Here is a 20909-nt window from a genome sequence, read left to right as displayed (position 1 = left end):
GGGTCAGCGCAGCGCCTCGTGGAAGAACCCGATCGACGGGTCCTCCGGTGTTCCTATCAGCAGGGCCCGGTCCAGCAGACCGTTGTTGTGCTCGCAGCTGGTCTCCGGGAGCAGGACGCACGCGTGGCAGGCCGCCAGGTTGATGCCGCCCACGCCGCTGCCCGTGGACTCCACACAGAGCGGGTCGGCCGAGCACCATTGCGCTCGGCGGAGGGCCGAGTGCAGGGCGGATTCCAGGCGGTCGGGCTCCCCCTGCGCGACCAGGCCGCCGAGACTTCCGGCGGAGTCGCTGGTGGCCGTGCAGATGAGGAGGCCGGCCATCGACTCGTCCGCGTACAACCGCTCCCGCAACGAGGCGGCCGGATAACCGCCGTCGAGGCTCCACTCGTTGATCAGGGCGTGCGACAACGTGTGCAGGAGCACCATGCGGGCGTCCGCCGGTGAATCCGGGACGTTCGCGGGGTCTTGGGCGCGCTCACGCAGCATGCGCAGGTGGTTGGCCCGGATGCGGTCGGCTCGGGCGGCAACGGCGGTGCTGCGCGCCCAGTCGTCGAGGCGCTGTTCGTCCAGGCGCAGGAAGACGCCCTCACCCTGGACCTCCATCGCGGGGAGCCAGTCCATCGGGGCGAGCGACAGGGCCGCCTCGTGGACATCGGTGTGGGTCTCGGGTGTGTCGACGCGGGAGAAGGCCTTCAGCGCGCGGACTTCCCGCAGGCGCTTCACCAGCATCGGCCCCGTCACTCCGTAAGGCTTCAGGACCTCGGTGGAGGAACGCGGTGGTTCGCAGACGAACTGGTCCTCGTGGTCCGTCTCGCTTTCGAGGCGGCCGGCGACGAGCCTCTCGTACTCCTGCTTGCGCAGAGCGACGTAGGCACTGTCGGTGCCCTTGTCCTCGTCCTGGGCGGTGTCCTCGTGGTTCTCCGCCTCCAAGAGGCCCATGACCTGGTCGAGTGAGAACTCGTAGTTCTCCTGCAGGCCGAGGACCTTCAGGTACGCGGCCAGCTCGACCTGGTTGTCCTTCATCTTGCGGAGGTTGTCCCAGTGCAGCTCCAGGCGTGTCGCGTGGCCGTCGCTCCACGGAGGGATCGAGAGGGCCGTCCTGACGATCGGCTGCCACGCGACGGACGAACCGCGCTGAAGCGTGCGCGGCTTCTCCGTGCAGTGCTCGTCGGCCGCCCTTCCCAGCCAGGGGCGGCGCCCGTTGCAGTAGACCTTCAGGTCCGACAGGGCGGCGCGGCGGAACGCGCCTTCCATGGAGACCTCGGGGATTCCGCACGTGCAGGAGATCAGGATCGACCGGAGCGACGCGGTCTTACCGCTCGTCCGCAGCCGCAGTTCCCCGCCGCACAGTCCGGCGTCGCTGTCCCTACGGTTGTTGCGGTGCGCCCACTTCCAATACGGGAAGTCCTCGATGTGTCCCTTGGGGCAGGCCATGACGAAGCGCGAGGGCACCAGCTCCTCGTGGCAGTCGCCGCACTCGTTCTTTCCCGGTGGGGAGTTGAACCGGCTCACGTGCTGGAGCGCGTTGCAGCCGGGGCACGAGTGCCACAGGGGGAAGCGGCGGACCCGAACTCCGTCCTTGCTGGTGTCGTCGGAGGCCGGCGGGAGACGGAACGACTTCACGCCGAGCACGCGCGCCAGGCGGTGCTCGTGGACGGTCGGCGCCTCGTCGACGTTCCACGAGTCGATGCCGCTCACCATGAACGACTCGTTGTCGACGGCGACGATCGACCCGACCCCGTAGGTGGTGATCATTTGCGCACGGCGAACCGAACCGCGTCGCGGGTAGCTGCGCTCGGGCGCGCCGGCCCGTCGGCGCCGGGCGGGGGGCGGGGTCATCGGGATGCCTCCATGAACAGGGCGGATTCGGCGTCGACGTCGCGCAGGCTCCACAGGGTGGGCCAGGCGTTCTCGTCCTCGTTTTCGAACGCGCTCAACAGGGACGGTGTGCGGTTGCCGCGTGTGGGTTCGTAGAGGAGACCGCCGTGCGCTTCGGCCTCGCCCTCCCACCAGTCGACGAACTCGTCGAAGGCCGCGGCCGTCGCCGGGAGCTCGTCCGGAGCGACCGACTTCACGCGCGCGAGGAGAGCCGTGCGGACGACGTTCTCCAGCTCCTCGCGGAACTCCCGAATGCGACCGGCTCCGTCGTTGGGCGCCGCCGCGGGGATCAGGATGCGTGCCAGGGCGACAACCACGGCGTGCAGTCCCCGGTCGCGGGCGCGGGACGAGAAGGGCGTGACGCTGGTCGACTCGACCTCCCGATACAGGGCGGAGTGGAAGTGCTGGAAGCTCTCGTAGTGGGAACGGTCGCGGGACCGGGCGGAGTTCAGCATCACGGCGACCAGACCCGGGTGGCGACGCCCGATCCTGCTGGTCGCCTGGATGTACTCGGCGGTGGTCTGCGGCTGCCCCATGACCGCCATCAGCCCGAGCCGGTCCACGTCGACACCGACCGAGATCATGTTCGTCGCCAGCAGGACGTCGACGGTGTCCGGATGCGGCAGGCGCTGTTCCAACTGCTTGAGGCGCTTCGGGATGTCGCTGGAGTTGGCCCGGCTCGTCAACTCGGTCTGCTCCAGCACCTTGCGCCTCGGTCCGTCCTCGCGCGAGGACAGGTACTCCAGGTAGGCGTCGACGTCGTCGTGGACCTGGAGCTCGGCGGCCGCCAGCAGACGGAGGCTGTTGAAGTAGCCGACGAGCGTCCAGTACGCGTCGCGCACCCCGTCGTCGACGTCGGCGAGGGCGGCCCTGTGCAGGAGGTTCGCGTAGGTGCGGACGAGCAGGGAGGCCTGGCTGGTGCTCGGGGTGAGGAGGCCGACGTACTGGCGGCTCGCCTTGCGCTCCTTCGGGGTCTCCACGGCGAACCAGGAGTCCCGGGCGTCGATCCCCGCCGGGGGGAACTGCGCGACGGCGCGGTCGAATAGCATCTTCCCCTGATCCGAAGCGCGACGGATCGTGGCGGTCGAGGCGATGACCTTCGGGTTGTCGGCCAGCAGGTCCACCGCTGTCTCGTAGAGGCCGGTGAGGGTGCCGAGCGGCCCGGAAATGAGGTGCAACTCGTCCTGGACGATCAACTCCGGTGGAGGAGTGCCGTCCTGGCGGTCGCGGTTGAAGAGGGCCGCGGTCTGCACCCGCCACGGCATCGCGGCGAACTTGTCGACGGTGGCGATCACCAGGGTGGGGCGTGCGTCGTAGACGGCCTCGTCGACGAGATGGACCGGCAGACCGTCGCGGAAGTCGCACCAGTCGTCGGGGCAGCGGACATGCATCCGCCTGGCCTCCTCGTCGACCTCGTACTGGTACGCGTCCAGACGGGTTCCGCACCAGGGGCAGGCGTGCAGTTGTACGGGGTTGCGCTCCTGGAGGTCCTTCTCCTTGCGCAGCTCGACCAGGCTCTTCTCGGCGTCCGAGAGGCGGTTGGGGGTGGCGGACTGACCGACCCACATGCCGATGGAGATCGGCTCCGCGCCGAGTGTTCCCTCGTCGCCGAGCCTGATGCGCTCCATGGCGCAGATGAGGGCCGCGGCGCGCTCGAACTGCTGGAGGGTCAGCAACCGCAGGGTGTACCGCATGAGTACGGTCACGCCGGCGCCCCGCTCCTTCAGACGCAGGCGGCGCAGGAACGTGGTGAAGGCGATGAGGCCGAGGTACGCCTCGGTCTTGCCACCACCGGTGGGGAACCACAGCAGGTCGGCCACCGACCGGTCCTCGTGGTTCGGGTCGACGATTCCCTCCAGGCAGAGCAGCATGAACGAGATCTGGAAGGGCCGCCACCGCCCGCGTGTCTCGTCGGGTGCTCCTTCGCGGCCGTTGCGCACCCACTCGCCCCGGGCCCGCTGATGCGCCATGGCCCGGTTGGTGAGCCGGAACGCCCGCATCGCGTCCGAGTTCTCCCCGAGCACCCGGATGCCCCGGCGCATCCGGGCCAGGGCATCGCGGCACTGCTCGATCCGCTCCCGTGCCGGCGTCTCGTACGACGTTCCCCGGAAGGCGTCCGCCTCCACCTCCTTGCGGTCGATCCACTCCGCGTAATCGGCCATCAGCGTGTTCAGCGCGGCGAGCACCTCGCTCTCCGGCCGGGTCGCCAGGCCGTGCATGGTGAGCGCGGAGTCGTCGATGTCCGGGTTCGAATCGGTCAGCAACACCTCGTGGGCCGGCAGGAACTGCGTGCGCACGGCTGTGATCGCGGCGCGTTCGTGGTTCGGCGCACCGATGACGGGCGGGAACCAGTCCCACTCCGCCGCGCACCCGTGGCCCATGGCGAAGGTGGGAGCGTGCCGGTGGAGCAGCCGGCTCGTCGCCACTTCCGGGTCGTTCGCGCGGCGACCCGCGGGACGCTCCACGAAGGCCGGAGCCCCCGACGACGTCGTCACGGTGATGCGGGGCTGGTAGAGGCAGTACGCGTCCTGGAGTTCGCGCTCGCCCACTGTCTCGGTGTTGACCAGGGTGACGGTGATGGTGATCGTCCCGGCGACCGGCGGGCGTACGAAGACCTCGACGCCCGCGCCTTCGCCCAGCGGCATCCGGTGCAGCTTCGGGACCGTGACATCGACCGTCAGCGGTGCCAGGGCAAGGGCCCGCCGGCGCCAGTGCTCCTTCTGGTCCGAGGTGCTGCGGGCCTCCGCCCGCTTGGCCGAGGTGGCACGCCCCTCGGGGTCGATCGGGTCGTACCTCGCGGCCTCCGTGTGCACCACGATGCTCGACGCGACCGACGGGTCGACGGCGAACGTGATCCCCATGGAGGACGGGCGACGGTCCCCCGCACCGGAGGTGCCGAGGTCGGGGGTCGACTCCTCGGCGTCCCCGCGTCCCCGCACGAGCGGAACGTCGTCCAGCCCCTCGGTCTCGGCCTCGTCCTCGTCGAGGGCCTGCTCGGCCGCTCGGTCGGAGGGCCGGGGGAACAGCACGCCGATGGGGTACGCCGTGATCGGCGGGTCCTGGGTCAGGATCTCGTCCGGGGAGCCGGGGCCCATGAGGTCCCGCCGGAGCTGGTCGACGAGCTCCTCGCGCACCGCGTAGTGCTCGGCGTGCGGGCCGGACGTGTTGCTCATCGGTCGCTCTCCTCGTGTCTGTGCGCGTCGGTCCACCGGTAGCGGCCGAGCCCCGACAACCGGGGCACCATCCATGTCCCGTGCTCGCCCAGTCCCGCGCGGGCACCGGACGCGGTGCTGCCGGCCACGCTCTCCAGGCAGTCGACCCGGAAGCCCTTGATGCTCGTGGGCCAGCTGATGTCCCAGGTCCTGCTGATCTTGAGCGAGGTGTACAGGTCCTGTCGGAACCGCTCCGAGACGACGGCGACCGGCCGGTCCCGGTGGAACACTGTGTACGGCGGACTCTCCTCCGGGGCCAGGGGCATCGCGTGCTGCAGGCGGAGTTCCAGCGCGTCCCCCGGGGCGACGGACGCGGCGAGGTGGTCCTGGAGGGCACCGGCATCGCACTCGAAGCCGTCGGTGCCTGGCGGCTGCTCCCGGGAGACGTCCGTGCTCGCGGCCGAGATGCCGTGACGCTGATAGGCCTTCCACCCACCGACGTAGTACCGACCGGTGCGCCGGTCCCTGCGGATCAGGGCGGTGTCCGGTGCGTCGAGGCGGAACAGGTCGTCCCTGGGGCGCGTCATCGCGACGTAGAGGGCGCGGGCCTCCGCCGCCGGGTCGATGTGGGTGTGCTGCTTGCGCAGCTCGGCCATGGACGCGGGTTCGACCACGATCACGCGATCGAATTCGAGCCCTTTGGCCCGGTGCACGGTCGACACCACGAGATCGGGTGGTTCGACTGCGGCCAGGTCGTCGGGGAACCGGCCCTGTGCCACGGCCCGTCGGACGGCGGAGACGTCCATCAGCCCCCGGGGCGCCCCCGCCACTCCGCGCAGCGACCGCCAGATCCTCGTACGGTCCCCGACCGGTGCGAGCGGACCCGAATCGAGCAGGTCCAGGAAGCGGTCCTCCGTCAGTGTGGTGGAGCCCGTGCCGCGGAGCACCGCGGCCACCCAGGCCGGCACCGGGCGTTCCCGCAGGTCGCGCTGGAGGCGATGGTGCACACCGTGCGCGAACAGCTTCTCGGAGAGCACCAGGGCCTGCCGGTTGTCCCGGCAGAGGATCGCGCACGTACCGCGGAAGTCCCTGAGGGAGTCGAGCGTGAAGGCGTCGTCGACGGCCCCGAACGAGGGGCAGCCGCGCAGGATGTCGGTCAGGTCCCGATGGAGGTCCTCGCCCGCGGCCTCCGCCGCCGACGTCTCGGACGGCAGCCGCTGGAGCGAGCCGCCCAGGGGCAGCGCGACACCCGCCTCGGCAGTACGGGCCCTGAAGTTGGCGGACAGGTGGAGCTCCACCAGGTCGTCCGCGTAGGAGGCCCGCAGCCAGTCGAAGAAGTAGTTCGTCTCCGCGGCCCGCGCGTCCTCGTCGGACACCTGGAACCCGTAGATCGCCTGCGCCCCGTCACCGACCACGGTGAAGCCGCAGTTGTCCTGGAACCGGTCGAGGAGCGTCTCCACCATGTCCCGTCGCTCCCCGACCAGGTCCTGGACCTCGTCGATCACGACATGGGCAGGAGCGCCCTGCTCGCTCTCCTCCACGGCACCCCGCAGGATCGCCTCCGTGGCCTCGGCGATCCGTTCGTCGAAGCGCAGCGTGCTCCAGTCCCGATCGGGCTGCTCGCCGCGCAGCACCGCGTACGCCCAGGAGTCGAAGGTCTGCACCCGCACCCTGCGGGCCTCGCGGGCGTGGAGCGCGATCCGCTCCCGCAGTTCCCGCACCGCGGCCCGGGAGAAACTGAGCACCAGGATCTCGCGTGCCTCCAGTGCGTCCTGCTCGTCGCTCATGAGCGCGTCGAGCCGGCGGACGAGCGTGTGAGTCTTGCCCGAGCCGGCACCGGCCGTCACCAGGAGCCGGGTGTCCCAGGGCTGCTCGACGACGGCCCGCTGCTCCGCCGTGAGAGGCGGGCTGTCCAGATAAGCGTCGGTCACTTGGCCCTCCACAGGTGCTCGAACTGGGTGAAGGCGAGGGCCTTGTCGTAGTTCGTGATGTTGTCCCGGACGTTGAGGATCAGGCACTCCTCCTCGCCGCCGTTCCCCGGGCCCCGGAGGCCGCGACCGATCATCTGCTGATAGACGTTCGGGCTGTACGTCGGGCGGGTGATGACGACCGCCCTGGTCGCCGGCGCGTCGAACCCCTGGGTCAGGACGCCGTAGTTCGTCAGCACCCGGACCCGACGGCGTTTGAAGGCGTCGATGCTGTGCCGACGCTCGCCCGTGGAGGTGGCCGAGTCGACCGAGGCGGCGGTGATGCCCAGACCCTTCAGCTTCGCCGAGAGGAACTTGGCATGCGCGACGGACGTGGCGAAGACGAGCACCGGCCAGTCGTCCGGCATGGCGGCGATCTCTTCGAGGATGCGCTTGTTGCGGTCCTGGTCGTCCGCGAGGCGCTGCTCCGCGGCCTTCGACAGCAGGCTCATCTGATCGGCACGGGTCTTCTCGTCCTGGGTCAGCTCGATCGTGCCGCCGAGCAGCTCCCGGTGGGTGACCCTCGCCAGCATGCCGAGTTCCTGCAGTTCCCCGTACGGGTCGCCGGACGGGAAGACCCCGTCGTCGAGCCGGTGGGCGCCGAACCGCTGGACGAGGCGCTGGGTCTCCGCGTCGTTGGTGTTGCGGAACGGAGTGGCGGTGAGGCCGAGCAGGTGCCGCTTCGTCTCGTACGCCGTCAGCCCGAGGTGCGTCAGAATCTCGGTGTACTGGGGCGAGATGGCGACGTGTGCCTCGTCGACGATGACGAGGGCGGCGTCGCGCAGCCAGCCGTAGGACTCGGTGTGCAGACAGTTGCGGAGCTTGGCGTCCGTGGCGACGACCAGATGCGGGCGGTCGGCGACGGGCCCGGCCTCGTTGGTCGTCCACAGCCGGCTGATCGTCAACGGGGTCTCGGCCCCCACCTTCGACCAGACGAAGCTCCAGCTCTGCACGGCCTGCTCACACAGCTCCTCGGTCTGGGCGATCCACAGGATGGGGCCGCTCAGCTCGCCCATCTGCTTGACCCAGCGGATGACGGCCTCCGCCGCCACCCGCGTCTTTCCCGCGCCTGTGGGGAGGGAGAGCATGCCGCGCTGCGGGGTGAAGCGATCGAGCATCGCGAACACCTTGGTCGCCAGCCGCTCCTGGTAGTCGTGCAGGCGCGGGAACTCCGTGGGGCCCGGCACCTCGACCCGGGGCGGTAGCGACGGTGTGCGCGCACCGGCGAAGGAGTCGGGGAAGCCGAACTCGGAGACGAACTTCACGGCTGCCGACGATCCGGTGAAGCCGGAAGGGGCATGGCTCGGATAGGCCGCCTGGAGGTCCCGGGCATGGACCTGGAGGACCCCGTCGCCGTGGGCGTTGTACGCCAGGCGGGCGATCCGACGCGGGGAGGGTTCCCCGACGCCCGGCTCCGGCGGCTCGCTCTCCAGGAGACCCGGAGGGAGCCCGGCCCTCAGTGCGGTCGCTCCGACGAGCAGTTCCAACTTCTCCTCGACGGTCTCGGCCCGGCGGACCCGGCGCAGCGCGTCCTGGAGTTCCTGGTCCGCCTCCTGCCGTTCCTGAGCGGCGAGAACGGCACGGCAACCCGACTCCTTCAACCCCCAGCGCAGCTCGCGGTCCGCCGCGACCAGCGTCGCGAGGCGGTCCAGGGAGTCCAGCACCATGACGGTCGCGCCCTGCACCGCGCTGTCGAGCGCCGTGCCGGTGGAGCCCTGGGGCGTACGCAGTACCTCTTCCAACTCCGAACAACGCAGGACACGTTGGTCGTTCACCACGGAACCCAACCGCTGGCGGAGCGTGGGGAACTCGTCCTTGAGGAGGACGGGATCACCGACGGGGACGTGCCGGATCTCCTTGCTGATGACATCGGAGTAGCGCAGCATGCCCCACGTCCTGACCAGCAGGTCCGCGTCCTCCGGCCGCCCGGCCAACAGCGCCGGGATCTGTTCGGCGCGCAACGCGCGGTACTCGGCCTCGGTCGCGGCGACGGCGATCTCGCCGTCCTCGCGGGCATCCCACTCCGTCCCCACCCGGCACCGGGTGAGCTGATCCGGGAATTCCACTTCGAGTCGGGTCAGCATCACGTAGGTGTGCCCGACGAAGGCGTCGTCGTCGCTGGTCCGGAGCTGTTCGAGGAGGCGGTCCCACTGCTTGGTCGGGACCTCGTCGACCACCACGGGGAGGTGCAGCTTGCGCGCCTTCTCCGCACTGATGTCGGCGACCGGCAGCACGTCCGCGTACGCCTGCAACTGTGGTCCGACGGCGCCGGAGAGCGGAACCACACCCTGCGACGTGGCCACACGTCCGTGCCGGCGCAGCATCCAGCGCAGCGGCGAGTGGATCACCTTGCGTGTCGAGGCCTGGACACCCACCTGCAGGGTCCAGGTGTCGATGACGCTGTCGTCGGGCAGCGCCTTGACGAATGCAGCGCGTCCCTCCTCCGAAAGCAGCTCCAGAAGATGCAGGGGGCCGCCGACGGGAGAACCCTCCAGCTTGACCCGGGAAGGGCTGGGACGTGCCGCGTTGCTGCTCAGCGTCTTGCAGTAGCTGTCGTACATCGCGGCCCGGTAGTCCTCGAACCACGACTCGTTCGACGGCCTGTGCCCGTGTGTGGGCCTGTCCCGCATGCCGAACTCGCGCAGGACGTGCAGGTCGTCCGAGTGGAACGACGGGTCCACGGCGACCGACCCGTCCCTGGATCCGTCGCCCGGCACCACCGGTCCGGGCAGCAGGCACTCCCGCATGCGGTGGTACCGCCCGTCGGCGGTGCGCACGAAGAGGGTGCCGGACGGATCGGGCACCCGGGCGGTCACCTCGCCGCTGACCCGGCTGCCGCCCGCGCTGTGGAACAGCTCCCAGAAACGGGCCCAGTCCTGGGGTCCGTAGTTCTCGACGCCCTGCTCCAGCACTCCGATGAACCGGCCGCGGGGGTCCGCCTCGCGGATCCCCAGTTCGTTGAGGTCACTGATCAGCGACTCGTCCTCCGACAACCTCGGATCGACGTACGTCGTGCCGTCGCGCAGGCCGTCCCGGACCGTGCGGCGGAAGACCTTGCCCACGACGGGCGCCACCAGTCCGCTCTCCTCGGTCAGCACGATGCGTGCCGTCCGGGCTTCGGCCGCGAAGGGGGAGGCGTCGCGGATCATGGCGGCGAGGATGCGGATCGCGACGGCGGACGCCTCGACCGTCTCCTCGGTCACCAGCGCCTCCAGCCACTCCCGCACGGTCGCGCGGCGCTGCTTGGACTCGTCCAGGATGTGTCCGACCTTGCCCGCGCGGAATTCGGCGGCTTCGACGGAGGGGTGGATCCAGTTCGCGGGCCGCCCGGGGCAGGCGCTCCACATCCGGAGCCATTCCGGCCGGAGCGGCACCTTGTTCTGCGGGGCGGGGTGCACATGGATGTCGCGGGGAACCCGCAGCACACCGTCCTGGTCGGGGAGGGACGGACGCTCCGCCGCCAGTTTCCAGATCTGTTCGGTCAGGTACTTGTCGGCCCAGTTCAGGGTTTCCGAGTCCTTGTTCCGGCCCGGGAGCAGCGGAAGGTAGGCAGCCGGGTCCTCGGCGGGGGCCAGGTGGGGCAGGGAGTCGACGACGAGCCGGGCGGCGACCCGAATGATCTCCTGGTTGAACGGGCTCGAATCCAGGAGGTTCTGTCGGTCCTCATTCGTCTTCCAGGCACCGTTGAGCGCCCCCCGCAACGTCATCGGGTACTTCGTCGGGAAGAACGACCAGAATTCGCCCCGGCCCCGGGGGGTGCTGAGCACGGTGTCGCCCGTGTACTCGGGTACGGCCCACGCGATGTCGATCGTGCCGCGGTCGTGCATCTCACCGGCGCTCGCGCGGGCGGCCTCGGAGGGGCGGTGGGCGTGCGAGAAGACCTTCCAGGCGGAACTGGACTGCGGCCGGCCGGTCCGCGTCTCGTGGATGGTGTGTCGGAAACCGTCGTGGTCGACCGTGATCTCACGGCGTACCGGCGGCATGGACCGGGTGTCCTCCAGGATCACGGTTCCGACGTGGTGGGAGAACAGCTGGAACCGGGCCGGGAACTCGCGGCTGTCCTGGCCCCGGTTCGCGGTGTCGTAGATGTCCTTGCCGAGGCGATCGGCGGCTCCGGGCAGCAGCGGGAGCCGTACCACGGTGGTGGCCCAGCCGAGCAGGGCGTTCAGGACGGGGTCCGCCAGCCGCTCCTTCTCGGCGTCCAGCGGTCGCGCCATCCGTAGCACGGGAGCCTCGAAGCCCTCCTCGGAGGAGGAACCCCGGGCCCTTCTGATCTCCTCGTACGACCAGGCGCGGTCGAAGCCGAAGGCCCCCGAAGTGCTGAAGAACTGCGGTGTGTTCGTGACGGCCAGGATCGATTTCACGCCGACGCCGAACCGACCGATCTGGCCTCCGCGCTTCTTCGACACGCTCATGCGCAGGATGGTCTCGGCTCCCTCGGGCGTGACGGGTGTGCCCTCGTTCGCGCAGTAGAGGTGCGTGTCCGTCAGGACGACGTGCACCTTCCCGCCCGGCGCCGCCGCGATTTCGTCCGCGGCATTCTGTACGAGCTCGAACAACTGGCGGTCTCCGTAGCCGCCCTGAGCGATTCTCCGCTCGCCGTTGGCGTGCTCCAGGATCAGCCCGGGGTCCACGCGATATGTCTCCAGGACGCGCGCCGACTGTTCGAGGATCTTCTGGATGACGGGCGAGGCTCCCGAAGTACCCGTCACGTCGCTGTGGTTCAAAGTGGTCCCGTTTCGTGGCCGTGGGATGAACGTGGGGGGAGCGGGGGCCGGCCGCTGCGGGGGTGCGGCCGGCCGACGAACTCAACGATAGGTGGAGGGGGTCCGACGGGGCGTCGGGTTCAGTCAAGCCTGATGACGATGACGAGCACGACGGTGCGGGGCACGCGGCGCCGGTACGCGTACCTGATGTCGGTCCGGTTCGGCGGACGCGTCGCCATCACCCGGGGGCGGCGGGGCGAACGCGCACGGAGCCGACTCGACCTGCGGCGCGGCGACTCCGGGGCGGGCCGGGCGTCCGTCTCGCGGGCGGCGTCCCGCCGGGCCCGGAGGGCATCGATGCGGGGACGGGTCGTGCCGATGGCGTCGAGGAACTCCGACTTGAGCCACGGGTCCTCAATGGAGTCGTACTGGTCGACGAGGCGGAATTCGTCGTAGGGGTCGTGCTCGCTGGAACTCATGGTGGTGGGCCCCCTGCTCTCGTGAAATGGGTGCGGGCGAACGGTGCCGGGATCGGCGATGACGGTGGCGCACTTGCAGAGGGCTGAATACACGCGAGGTGGGGGAGTGTGAATTCGGCAGATGAAAGGTTTCTTCGTCGAAATGCGGTGGATTGGGATCGAGCGAACAGGTGCGAGAATGTAAGCGCATTTCTTGGATGCGGGCAAGGGGCTTCGCGACCCGTTGAAATCCCGTGATCGGACGTGCGGATGGCGTCCGGGCACAGCAAATCAGGCACCTGAGAGAGCGCGCCTTCCGAGCCCCGATCAGGGCTCGGCCTCCCACTGACCCTACCCGCTCGGCGGGGCACCCTCAAGGGGGTTACGGGTGCTGTTCGTGGGGGTCTGGAGTGCCGCCCGGAAGGCTAATTCGGACTGTTCGGGCGATGGGTTCAAAGCCGGACGAGAGTGGTCTATTCAGGATCTATTGGCGTAATTGGATTTGAGTAACAGTGAACGATCGGGCCGTCTCCGGCGAGTGTCAAATTTCATTGTCGCCCGCGGGGTGACTGTCAAATTTGCGGTACGGTGGCCCCATGGTCACGCGCGCAGCCGAGGAGTGGTGACGTTGGACAGCCGCATGGATTTCGGGCCCTGGCTCGCCCGGCAGTTGAGGCAATCCGGGATGAGTCAGGCCGTCCTCGGTGAACGCATCGGGATGACGCGGGCCGCTGTCTCGGCGTGGATCACCGGGCGGGCGACCCCCCGTGAGGACACCATCGCCAAGATCGCGGAAGCTCTCGGCACCGATCTCGACACCATCCACACCCGTACCGCGGACGCCCTGTCCGGCCTGCCCGTCAGCTGGTACCACCGTCCCGGATACGCCGACGGAGGGCGCGACTTCGGCAACGCCGCCGCCTTCGCCTTCGAGGCCGACGTCGAGGTGCTGGCCCGCGAGGCCACGCAGAACAGTCTCGACGAGCGTCTCGACCGCAAACAACCGGTGCGCGTGCGGTACACCCTCCACGAGTTGACCGGCGAGGTCCTGGCCCGCTTCCGGGAGGAGATCCGCTGGGACGAACTCATGCCGCACTACGAGGCGGCGTCGTCACAGCAACAGAAGGTCGGCCGGGTCATCGCCGCGGGTCTGCGCGACATGTATGAGCGCGACCGCCTGGTGCTCCTGCGCGTCGACGACTACAACGCCTCCGGTCTGACCGGCGACGACTACGAGACCGGTCGATTCGCGGCCGTGGTGCGTCGGCAGCTCGACAGCCACAAGACCGGGAGCGGCGCGGGCGGTTCGTACGGCCTCGGGAAGGCGACGCTCTGGGCCACCAGTCGTCTCGGTCTCGTCCTCATCAACTCCACTCTCTCCGAGCCCCACGAAGGGCGCACGGAGCGGCGTCTCATCGGCCGGCTGGACCTTCCCTGGCGCGAAGTGGGTGGCCGTCCCTGGGCCGGTCCGGCCTGGTTCGGCCGCCCGGACCCGGACGCGGACAGCGCGGACGTCGCCCGCTCCTGGTGGGCGGACGAGGACAAGGTCGAGAGGCTCCACCTCACGCGGGAGAGCGACGAGCCGGGGACCTCGTTCCTGATCGTCGGCGCCCACGACGTGGCGAGCCTCGTCGATCCCGAAGCCGAGAAGAACGGTGTCGAGGACGACGACAGCGTGCACCGGATGCACAAGCGTCTCGTCCAGGCACTCGGCCGCAACTTCTGGGCGGCCATGACCGTGGGCGAGACACGACGCCCCTTGCTGGAGGCATCCGTCAGGACGCTCCGCAACGGTGAGGAGGTCATCGAGGAGGAACGGGTCGACCCCAGCACCGAACAGCCGGCACGCACCCGCGCGCTGCAGGCGTTCCTCGACGGCACGACCGTGGAGCGCCTGACCGCGTCCGGGCAAGTCGCCATGACGACCGTTCCGTTCAACGTGCCCGCAGGCTCCGGTGGGCGGGAGAAGGTCGAGCATCGGGCCGTCGTCCTCGTCACCGAGGCCGACGACGTGGGCAAGCCGAACCATGTGGTCACGATGCGGGGCAATCGCATGACCGTCAGGGCGGCCCGGGTCGGGGACCTCCCCGTCGGGACGAACCCCTTCCACGCCGTACTGCTCACGGGCCACGCCGCCGGGGAGGACGCCACGGGCGCGGGCGAGGCGGAAGCCTTCCTCCGTGCCTCCGAGCCCCCCGAGCACAACAAGTGGGGCCAGACGGAGGAGCTGCGGATGCTGTACTCACCGTCCGCGTACCGCCGGATCGCCAAACTCACCACCGATACCAACAAGGCGGTGCGCGAACTCGTGGCCGTACCCAGGGCCAAGCGGTCGAAGGGGTCCGAGCGCCTGCGCAAGAAGCTGACGTTGGGCGGTAAACGGGCCCCGCGACCCGCCGGCCCCTCGGCACTGCCGACGCTGGAGGAGCTGGACGCCTTCGTCGACGAGAACGGCGCGTGGTGCGTCACCGGAGAGGTGAAGATCCCCTCCGGTGGTGACGCATCGCGGCCGAGTCCCGTGGCGAAGCTCGATGTCCGATCGGGCCCGCGCCCGGTGCTGGGATGGGCCGATCTCGTCGGCATTCACAACTGCGAAGTGGTCGACGGGGCGATTCACTTCGCGCCGGGAGCCCGCAAGGCGACGTTCAGGGGCACGACCGACGTTTCCACGCACCCGGTGAAGGCCGTGTTCACCGGCCTGATCGTCGAACTCGGAACCGAGAAGGGGGGCCAGGCATGAGGGGCTATCCGTACAAGCGCCTTCCCGGCACGGTGACGCTGAGAGTGACCGCCGTGGAGCTGCGGGGTCCCGGCGAGGCCCGGGAACCGCTCGACACCAAGACCTACTCCACCGTTGAGCAGGTGGTGGCCCTGGGGCTGGCCGAGCGGGACGACTGGGAAAGGGCCAGGTTGACGCTCACGGTCGCCGTCCCCGGACGCGCGACCGACCCCGACGGACCCTGGTCCGACGTGTCCGTCCTGGTCGTGCTCACCGAGGGCGCCACCAACGCGCGGACGACCGTATGCCTCGAACCCCGCGACGAGGACGGCCGCGAATGGGCCGGCCACCTGGACCTCTGGCGGGCGGACCACCTCGACCGCGCGACGATGACCGTGCATGTGATCGCCACGGTCGACGGAGTGCGGGGTCGCATGATCGCCGCCTCCGAGAGGGACTGGATCGTCGACATGAAGTCCGACGCTCCGCTGCGCGAGCGGGAGTTGGAGGTCTCCGAGGTCGGCTTCCGGGAGGGCCCCGAGTGGCTGCGCCCCTTCGCGGACGTGCCGTGGACCGTCGACACCTCCGGCGACGTGCCCACCGTGCACGTGAACACCGACTTCGAGGGGGTCACCGAACTCGTCGACGGCCAGGGCACGGCGGTCGAGAGCCTGGTCCGGGACCTCTTGATCGCCCAGATGTGCACCGACGTGTGGACGGCCGTCTTCCACACGGCCATCGGCGACCTGGAGGTCGAGGACGACGGCACGCCGCTCTTCCCCCAGGACTGGCGGGGCGAGGTCCTGCGCGAGATGCTTCCGGACGTCGTGCCGGGGCGTCCCCTGGGGGATGCGCTCCGGGAGGTCCACGGTCGAAGGACCGGAGCGTCCGGGTGGACCGACCTCCAGCCGCGCATCCACTACGCCGCGACGCGCAGGGCGGAAGTACCGAAGGCCCTGACGGCGACCATCCGCGGCCTCGACCGACTCGACCGGGGGACCGACGCGTGACCGACAAGCCCAGCCACCTGCCCGAGCGTCTGGCGCTCCTGGCGGACCTCAACGCTGCCCGCTACATCACCGAGGGCTTGCGCACCGGCAAGGAGGACGTCCCCGCCATAGCGCTGAACAAGGTCACGGAACCCCTGCCGGCGGAGGAAGCCAGAGGGGCGCTTCAGCCGGTCCGCGATCTGGTGGACGATGCGATGCACGTGTTCGGCGGCGAGAGGGTGACCGCCGCCGATGCCTGGTTGGCTCCTCGGCTCCACGCGACCCTGCGGCTCACACGCCGGGAGGCGGCGGACAACAGGTTGTGGAACTACCTGGCCCTCGGGGTCGCGCCCGACTACGTGGTGTGCCGGCACAAGTCCGACAAGGGGGAGGAGTCGAAAGTGGCGGCCAAGCGCTTTCGTGGCTCCTTGGACTCCCAGGCCTTCGCGAGACTGTGGTGGGCAGCCGAGTTGTTCCGGAACGGCTCCGACTACGGCCCGGTGGTGACCGCCTGTGGCCAACAGGAGATGTTCAACTCCGCGCTGCGGCTTTCCGTCATCGACCACCGTCCGACGGCGCTGGCGCTGGTCGACCTGATGGTTCGAGGCACTGTACGCACCGGCCGGGAAGTCAACGCCCTGGTCAAGGCAGTCAACGCGTCCGCGGCCACGATCATGTACGACGTCATCGCACCTGACATCGAACGGGACGGCCGACCGTTGGCACAGTGGATCGAGGAAGCGGAGTGGGCGCCGGCGGTGCCACGAAAGGTGTTGCCGGAAGGACCGGACGAGGAGAGGGCACCCGAAGAATCCGTCGCCGCGCTCGCCGAGCACTTCGCGGAACTGTTCGCAGAGGCGCCCGTACGGGGAAAGAAGTCCGAGGGCGACGAGGCGGAGTAACCGGGCGGTCTCGAAGGTCCCGTGTCAGGGGCCTTCGGGGAAGTCCTGCTCCGCCGAGTCGACCGGCGGCTCCCATTCCGCGAGCCGGGTGAACCAGTCGTTCTCCGGGCGTCCGCGCAGCAGCGCGGCGCTCAGGATGTGCAGGGAGAGACGCGGCGGGATGGCGTTCCCGATCTGCTGGGCCACGTCCGTGGACCGCCATGGGTAGCGAGCCGGGAACGACTGCAGGAGCCCGCCCTCTTCGAGCGAGAGCCGATCCAGCTCCTCGCCGACCTCCTTCTCGCCCGACTCGTTCTCCTTCAGGAGGAACAACCGGTTGCGGCGGAACTTGCCGGTGATCGTCGCGGCCGGTTCCTCGGAGGTACGGCGCCCTCGGTTCTTCGGGTCGCCGCCGGAACCGTAATTGGAGACCAGGACGAAATCGCGGGGTCGGGTGGTGGCGAGCACGTCGCCGACCGATACCCACGGCTCCTTGGCGTTCTTCGGCGGGGCGAACAGGGCACCGTCCTGCGGATCGCCGGCCGGGGCCTCAGGCGTGGTGGGCAGCAGGCGCTCGACTCCCTTGCGGTACTGCTGGTGGGTCGCTTCGGGAAAGTACACATCCCTCCCCGTGTTCTTCGGATCCCACTGGGCGATCAGCACGGCACGCCTGCGTGTCTGAGGGACGCCGAATGCCTCGGCATGCAGGACATGGGCCTTGGCCGCGTAGCCGATGCCGTTGAGCAGCTCGGCATAGTGCTTCCACACCGGCAGCACGGTGGGGACCTGTTCCAGCACCACGACGTCGTAGGGCCTCTTGCGCTTGAGCTTCGCCTCCATGATCCAGCGCAAGGGCTGGAGCACGAACCCCGTGCGTTCGTCGGACATGGAGTCGGTCTCGCGCTTGACTTCTTTCCAAATGGAGTCGAAGGACTTGCGGTCCCTCGCGGAGACCAAGCAGGCGGCCAGCCGCTTCACGTCCTCCAGAGCCTTGTGGCCCTCCCGGTTGCCTGCCACGGAGAACGACTGGCAAGGCGGTCCGCCGGTGAGGACATTCGCGTCCTTCACCTCCGGGTCGCACGGACCCACGGCGGCGACATCCCTCACCTCGGTGGTCCGCAGGAGGGCTGCCTCGCGCGTGGCACGCGTCGGCTCGTCCCACTCGACCCCGATGCTCTCCACTCCCATGATCGTGGCGGCGATGTCCAGGCCACCGGGGCCGGCAAACAAGTCCACGATGCGGAAACCCGCAGGTTGGAAGGGTGGGCGAGGTGCGTGGGTCATGGGATTGAAGTGTAGCCGGCCGTTCAAGATCAACTAACCTTCGTGCGCGGACAGCCACGCGTGCTCAACCACGCAATGCCTCCGCGACCGCGAACCCCAGTGCTTCCCCCACCGCCGGTGGCGATGCATGCCCTATCTGCCGGTACCGAGCAGTCTTCCGGCCGGCGAAGCGCCACTCCGTGGGGAAGCCCTGCAACAGCGCCGCCTGTGCGTCCGTGAGCTTGATCAGCCCCGGGGCGTCGGCCGTCTCCGGACCGGGAACTTCGTCCGCCAGCGCCCCGCCGTTGACCCCCATCCGCGCCCAGGCGGCCTTCGTGCCCGTCGGGCCCAGGTCGGCACCCCCGCGGTTGTCGGAACCGCCGACCAATGTTGGCGCCACGGAGACGGCCCGAGCCGCCCAGGCATCCGCCCCGCTCCATCCACGGGAGGCCATGGACGCCCGAAGCGCCACACCCACCGGCACATGCTCCTTCACCGTGGGCGTCGGTGGACGAAAGCGATCGCCGTACGGTTCCTTGAGAGCGACGAGCACCCCTTGCTTCCGGTCCTGCGGCACCCCGTAGTCCGCCGCGTTCAGGACGAACCAGTGGAGCCGATACCCGAGGTGCTCCAGCTCCTCCCGGATGAACCCGCGCAGGGGCTCGAAGGCACCCGCGTCGACCAGCCCCGGCACGTTCTCCAGGATCACGGCACGCGGCTGGATCGAGTGGGAGAGGAGGACCGCCGCCCTGAGCAGCCGCTCCTCCTCGTCCGTCTCCGTCCTGGCCGCCGTGGCGCTGGACTTCACGCGCGGAAGACCGGCCGACAGGAGGTCGACGTCGTACGTCTGCGGATGCTCGTCCGGGACGAAGTCCAGCAGGTCCATCTCCAGGACCTTCCAATGCGGCCGGTTCAGGCCCAGCGTCTCGCAGGCGACCGCCTTCCTGTCCAACAGCAGCACCGGATCGAACCCGGCCCGCTCCAGCCCGAGGGCCAACCCGCCGGCCCCCGCGCACACGTCCACGAACCGCAACTCGCTCACTGGTCCCCGCCTCCCCGCCCCGTCCGCCTCGGGGACTCCTTCTTCCGGTCGACGACCTCCGCAACTTCCTCCGCGACCTGGACCGGGGCCTGGTGCTCCCAGAAGCGCAGGACCGTCCACCCCTCGGCCACCAGGTGGGCCGTCGTCTCCGCGTCCCGCGCCATGTTGCGATCGAGCTTCTGCCGCCACCACTCGGCGTTCGACTTCGGTTGCGTCGCGTGCTCGGGGCAGCCGTGCCAGAAGCATCCGTCCAGGAACACGGCCACCTTGGCCCGGATGAAGGCGATGTCGATCGTCCGCCGGGACATGTGGGGCACCCGCTCGTTGAGGCGGTACCGGTAGCCGGACGCGTGCAACAACTTCCGGACCGCCACCTCGGGCGCGGTGTCGCGGCTCGCCTGGCGACTCATTCGGGCGGACACGGCTGGGGAGGAAGGTCTGGCGGTACTCATCACGGCCAAGTGTCCTACGCCCGGTCCTCTTCGCGATCGACGACGGCGAATCACCCCTGCTCGAATCGATCGTGCGGAAGCGCACCGAGTGGCGAGGACCTTGCCGGCCGTCCGCTCAGCGTCCCTGGTATCCGAACCACACCCGGCACTCCGGCTGGTTCGGCCGGACGATGAGCAGGATGGCGACGACGAGCCCCAGCAGGTTCAGGACCAGGATGGGTGCGACGGCCCAGACGGCGATGTCGAAGGCGAGGGCTGTCCAGCCGTACGCGATGGCCGAATTTCGCACGGCGGGCAGGCGGGTCGGGAACTTGAGGGCGGTCAGAATGCCCCAGGCGGCGATCGCGAGGACGAGGATGCCGATGAAGACGACGGTGCCCGAGTGGGCCTCTCCCTCGGGGGAGTAGTACGTGGAGGAGGTGTCGTCCTCGCCCCAGACGGCCTGGGCGATGGCGACGCTGTTCGTGACCAGGGCCAGGCCGAGGACCGCCTGGATGCCGCCGACCACCATCATCAGTACGCGCAGGCTGCTCACCGGAGCGGGCATCCGGTTGTCTGCGGGCGACGGGGTGCCGGTCCATCCGCCTGCGCCCGGCGGGCGAGCCGGGCCCTGCGGCCCAGAGCTGCTTCGGGCCCTGGCACGGGGTGGCGGGCGGTCGCCGCTCGGTGCGCCCTGGTCGTCCTCGCTCATCCGGTTCCCCCCGTAGCGATCCGCTGATCAGGTGGCCATGGTCGGGGCGGTGCGCGGGCTTGCCCAGACTTAAGTCGGCCACATCCGGGTTACGCCGTCCACGCCTCCAACTCCCGTACGTACGCCACCCCCCGCTCCCCGTTCAGCGTCACCTCCTCGCCCGTCTCCACGAACCCCGTGCGACTCAGCACCGCCCGCGACCCCGTGTTCGTCAGTGCCGCCCTCGCTGTGAGCGTCGTCAGGGCGTACCTCGTGCGGCACAGGTCGAAGAGCCGGTGCACCGTGGTCGTCGCCAGGCCGCGGCCCGTCGCGGTCTCCGCGAGGCGGAAGCCGAGTTCGGCGGTGCCGGCGGTGGCGTCCATCAGGTTGAAGCGGCCAAGGATCTCGCCCGAGTCCACCAGGACGTGGAAGTGGCAGACGCCCGCCTCCTGTTCGGCCAGCAGGGCCGCGTGGCGGGCCGGGTAGTCCGCGAAGAAGTCGTCGCCCCGGTCCGGAACCGACGCCGCGAAGAAGGCGCGGTTGGCCTGCTCGAACGCGAGGACGGCGGGGGCGTGGTCGGGGCGCAGGCGCTGGAGTTCGGGCATGGGGCGCAGCGTACGGAGGCATCCGGCCGCCCGCCTCCCTATTCCGGGCGGCCGGCCGGGCCGCCGAATCAGCCGCACGCCCCGTCACCGGGCGCCCCGCCCTCCGTCTCGCCGCCTTCCTGGAACC

Annotated in this window: 13 protein-coding genes; 3 read left to right on the top strand and 10 right to left on the bottom strand. The window is 69.7% G+C overall.

Going from position 1 to position 20909, the window contains the following annotated elements; genetic code table 11:
- Nucleotides 1-3: 3 nt before the first annotated feature.
- From drmB to EAO73_RS03580, 5 genes are all read right to left on the bottom strand, one after another.
- Nucleotides 4-1839, bottom strand: coding sequence for a DUF1998 domain-containing protein (drmB, locus tag EAO73_RS03600; RefSeq protein ID WP_147970047.1), 1836 nt, complete (start codon nt 1837-1839; stop codon nt 4-6).
- Nucleotides 1836-5051 carry a helicase-related protein gene (locus EAO73_RS03595; RefSeq protein ID WP_147970046.1) on the bottom strand — a complete coding sequence of 1072 codons (3216 nt, stop codon included), beginning with the start codon at nt 5049-5051 and terminating at the stop codon, nt 1836-1838. Before EAO73_RS03595 ends, drmB begins: the two co-directional genes overlap by 4 nt.
- Nucleotides 5048-6961, bottom strand: coding sequence for a UvrD-helicase domain-containing protein (locus EAO73_RS03590; protein ID WP_147970045.1), 1914 nt, complete (start codon nt 6959-6961; stop codon nt 5048-5050). Before EAO73_RS03590 ends, EAO73_RS03595 begins: the two co-directional genes overlap by 4 nt.
- Nucleotides 6958-11724, bottom strand: a complete 4767-nt coding sequence (locus EAO73_RS03585) for a DEAD/DEAH box helicase (RefSeq protein WP_147970044.1) — start codon at nt 11722-11724, stop codon at nt 6958-6960. Before EAO73_RS03585 ends, EAO73_RS03590 begins: the two co-directional genes overlap by 4 nt.
- Nucleotides 11725-11843: 119 nt before the next feature.
- The gene (locus EAO73_RS03580; protein WP_224756166.1) at nt 11844-12182 is read right to left on the bottom strand and encodes a hypothetical protein; all 339 of its coding nucleotides are present in this window, start codon (nt 12180-12182) and stop codon (nt 11844-11846) included.
- Between the two features lie 619 nt (nt 12183-12801).
- Here EAO73_RS03580 and EAO73_RS03575 point away from each other — a divergent pair.
- The 3 genes from EAO73_RS03575 to EAO73_RS03565 are packed head-to-tail and all read left to right on the top strand — an operon-like array spanning nt 12802 to nt 16771.
- Nucleotides 12802-14901: a helix-turn-helix domain-containing protein gene (locus EAO73_RS03575; protein WP_147970095.1), complete on the top strand. Its 2100-nt coding sequence runs from the start codon at nt 12802-12804 to the stop codon at nt 14899-14901.
- On the top strand, nt 14898-15890 hold the full coding sequence (locus EAO73_RS03570) for a hypothetical protein (protein ID WP_191133926.1): 993 nt from the start codon (nt 14898-14900) through the stop codon (nt 15888-15890). Before EAO73_RS03575 ends, EAO73_RS03570 begins: the two co-directional genes overlap by 4 nt.
- Entirely contained in the window at nt 15887-16771 is an 885-nt protein-coding gene (locus EAO73_RS03565; RefSeq protein ID WP_147970042.1) for a DUF6339 family protein, read from the top strand. Before EAO73_RS03570 ends, EAO73_RS03565 begins: the two co-directional genes overlap by 4 nt.
- Nucleotides 16772-16795: 24 nt before the next feature.
- Here EAO73_RS03565 and EAO73_RS03560 read toward each other — a convergent pair whose 3' ends face one another.
- From EAO73_RS03560 to EAO73_RS03540, 5 genes are all read right to left on the bottom strand, one after another.
- Nucleotides 16796-18034 (bottom strand): DNA cytosine methyltransferase, encoded by a 1239-nt coding sequence (locus EAO73_RS03560; RefSeq protein ID WP_147970041.1) that lies wholly within the window; start codon nt 18032-18034, stop codon nt 16796-16798.
- Between the two features lie 64 nt (nt 18035-18098).
- Entirely contained in the window at nt 18099-19055 is a 957-nt protein-coding gene (locus tag EAO73_RS03555) for a DNA cytosine methyltransferase (protein ID WP_147970040.1), read from the bottom strand.
- The gene (locus EAO73_RS03550; RefSeq protein WP_191133925.1) at nt 19052-19507 is read right to left on the bottom strand and encodes a very short patch repair endonuclease; all 456 of its coding nucleotides are present in this window, start codon (nt 19505-19507) and stop codon (nt 19052-19054) included. The genes EAO73_RS03555 and EAO73_RS03550 overlap by 4 nt, the downstream gene beginning before the upstream one ends.
- A gap of 115 nt (nt 19508-19622) precedes the next feature.
- Complete coding sequence (locus tag EAO73_RS03545; protein ID WP_147970038.1) at nt 19623-20042, bottom strand: hypothetical protein; 420 nt, start codon at nt 20040-20042, stop codon at nt 19623-19625.
- Between the two features lie 245 nt (nt 20043-20287).
- The gene (locus tag EAO73_RS03540; RefSeq protein WP_147970037.1) at nt 20288-20782 is read right to left on the bottom strand and encodes a GNAT family N-acetyltransferase; all 495 of its coding nucleotides are present in this window, start codon (nt 20780-20782) and stop codon (nt 20288-20290) included.
- Nucleotides 20783-20909 lie beyond the last annotated feature (127 nt).

It is taken from the genome of Streptomyces sp. col6, from assembly GCF_008042035.1.
Lineage (GTDB): Bacteria > Actinomycetota > Actinomycetes > Streptomycetales > Streptomycetaceae > Streptomyces.
This window is presented reverse-complemented; position numbering and strand designations above follow the sequence as displayed.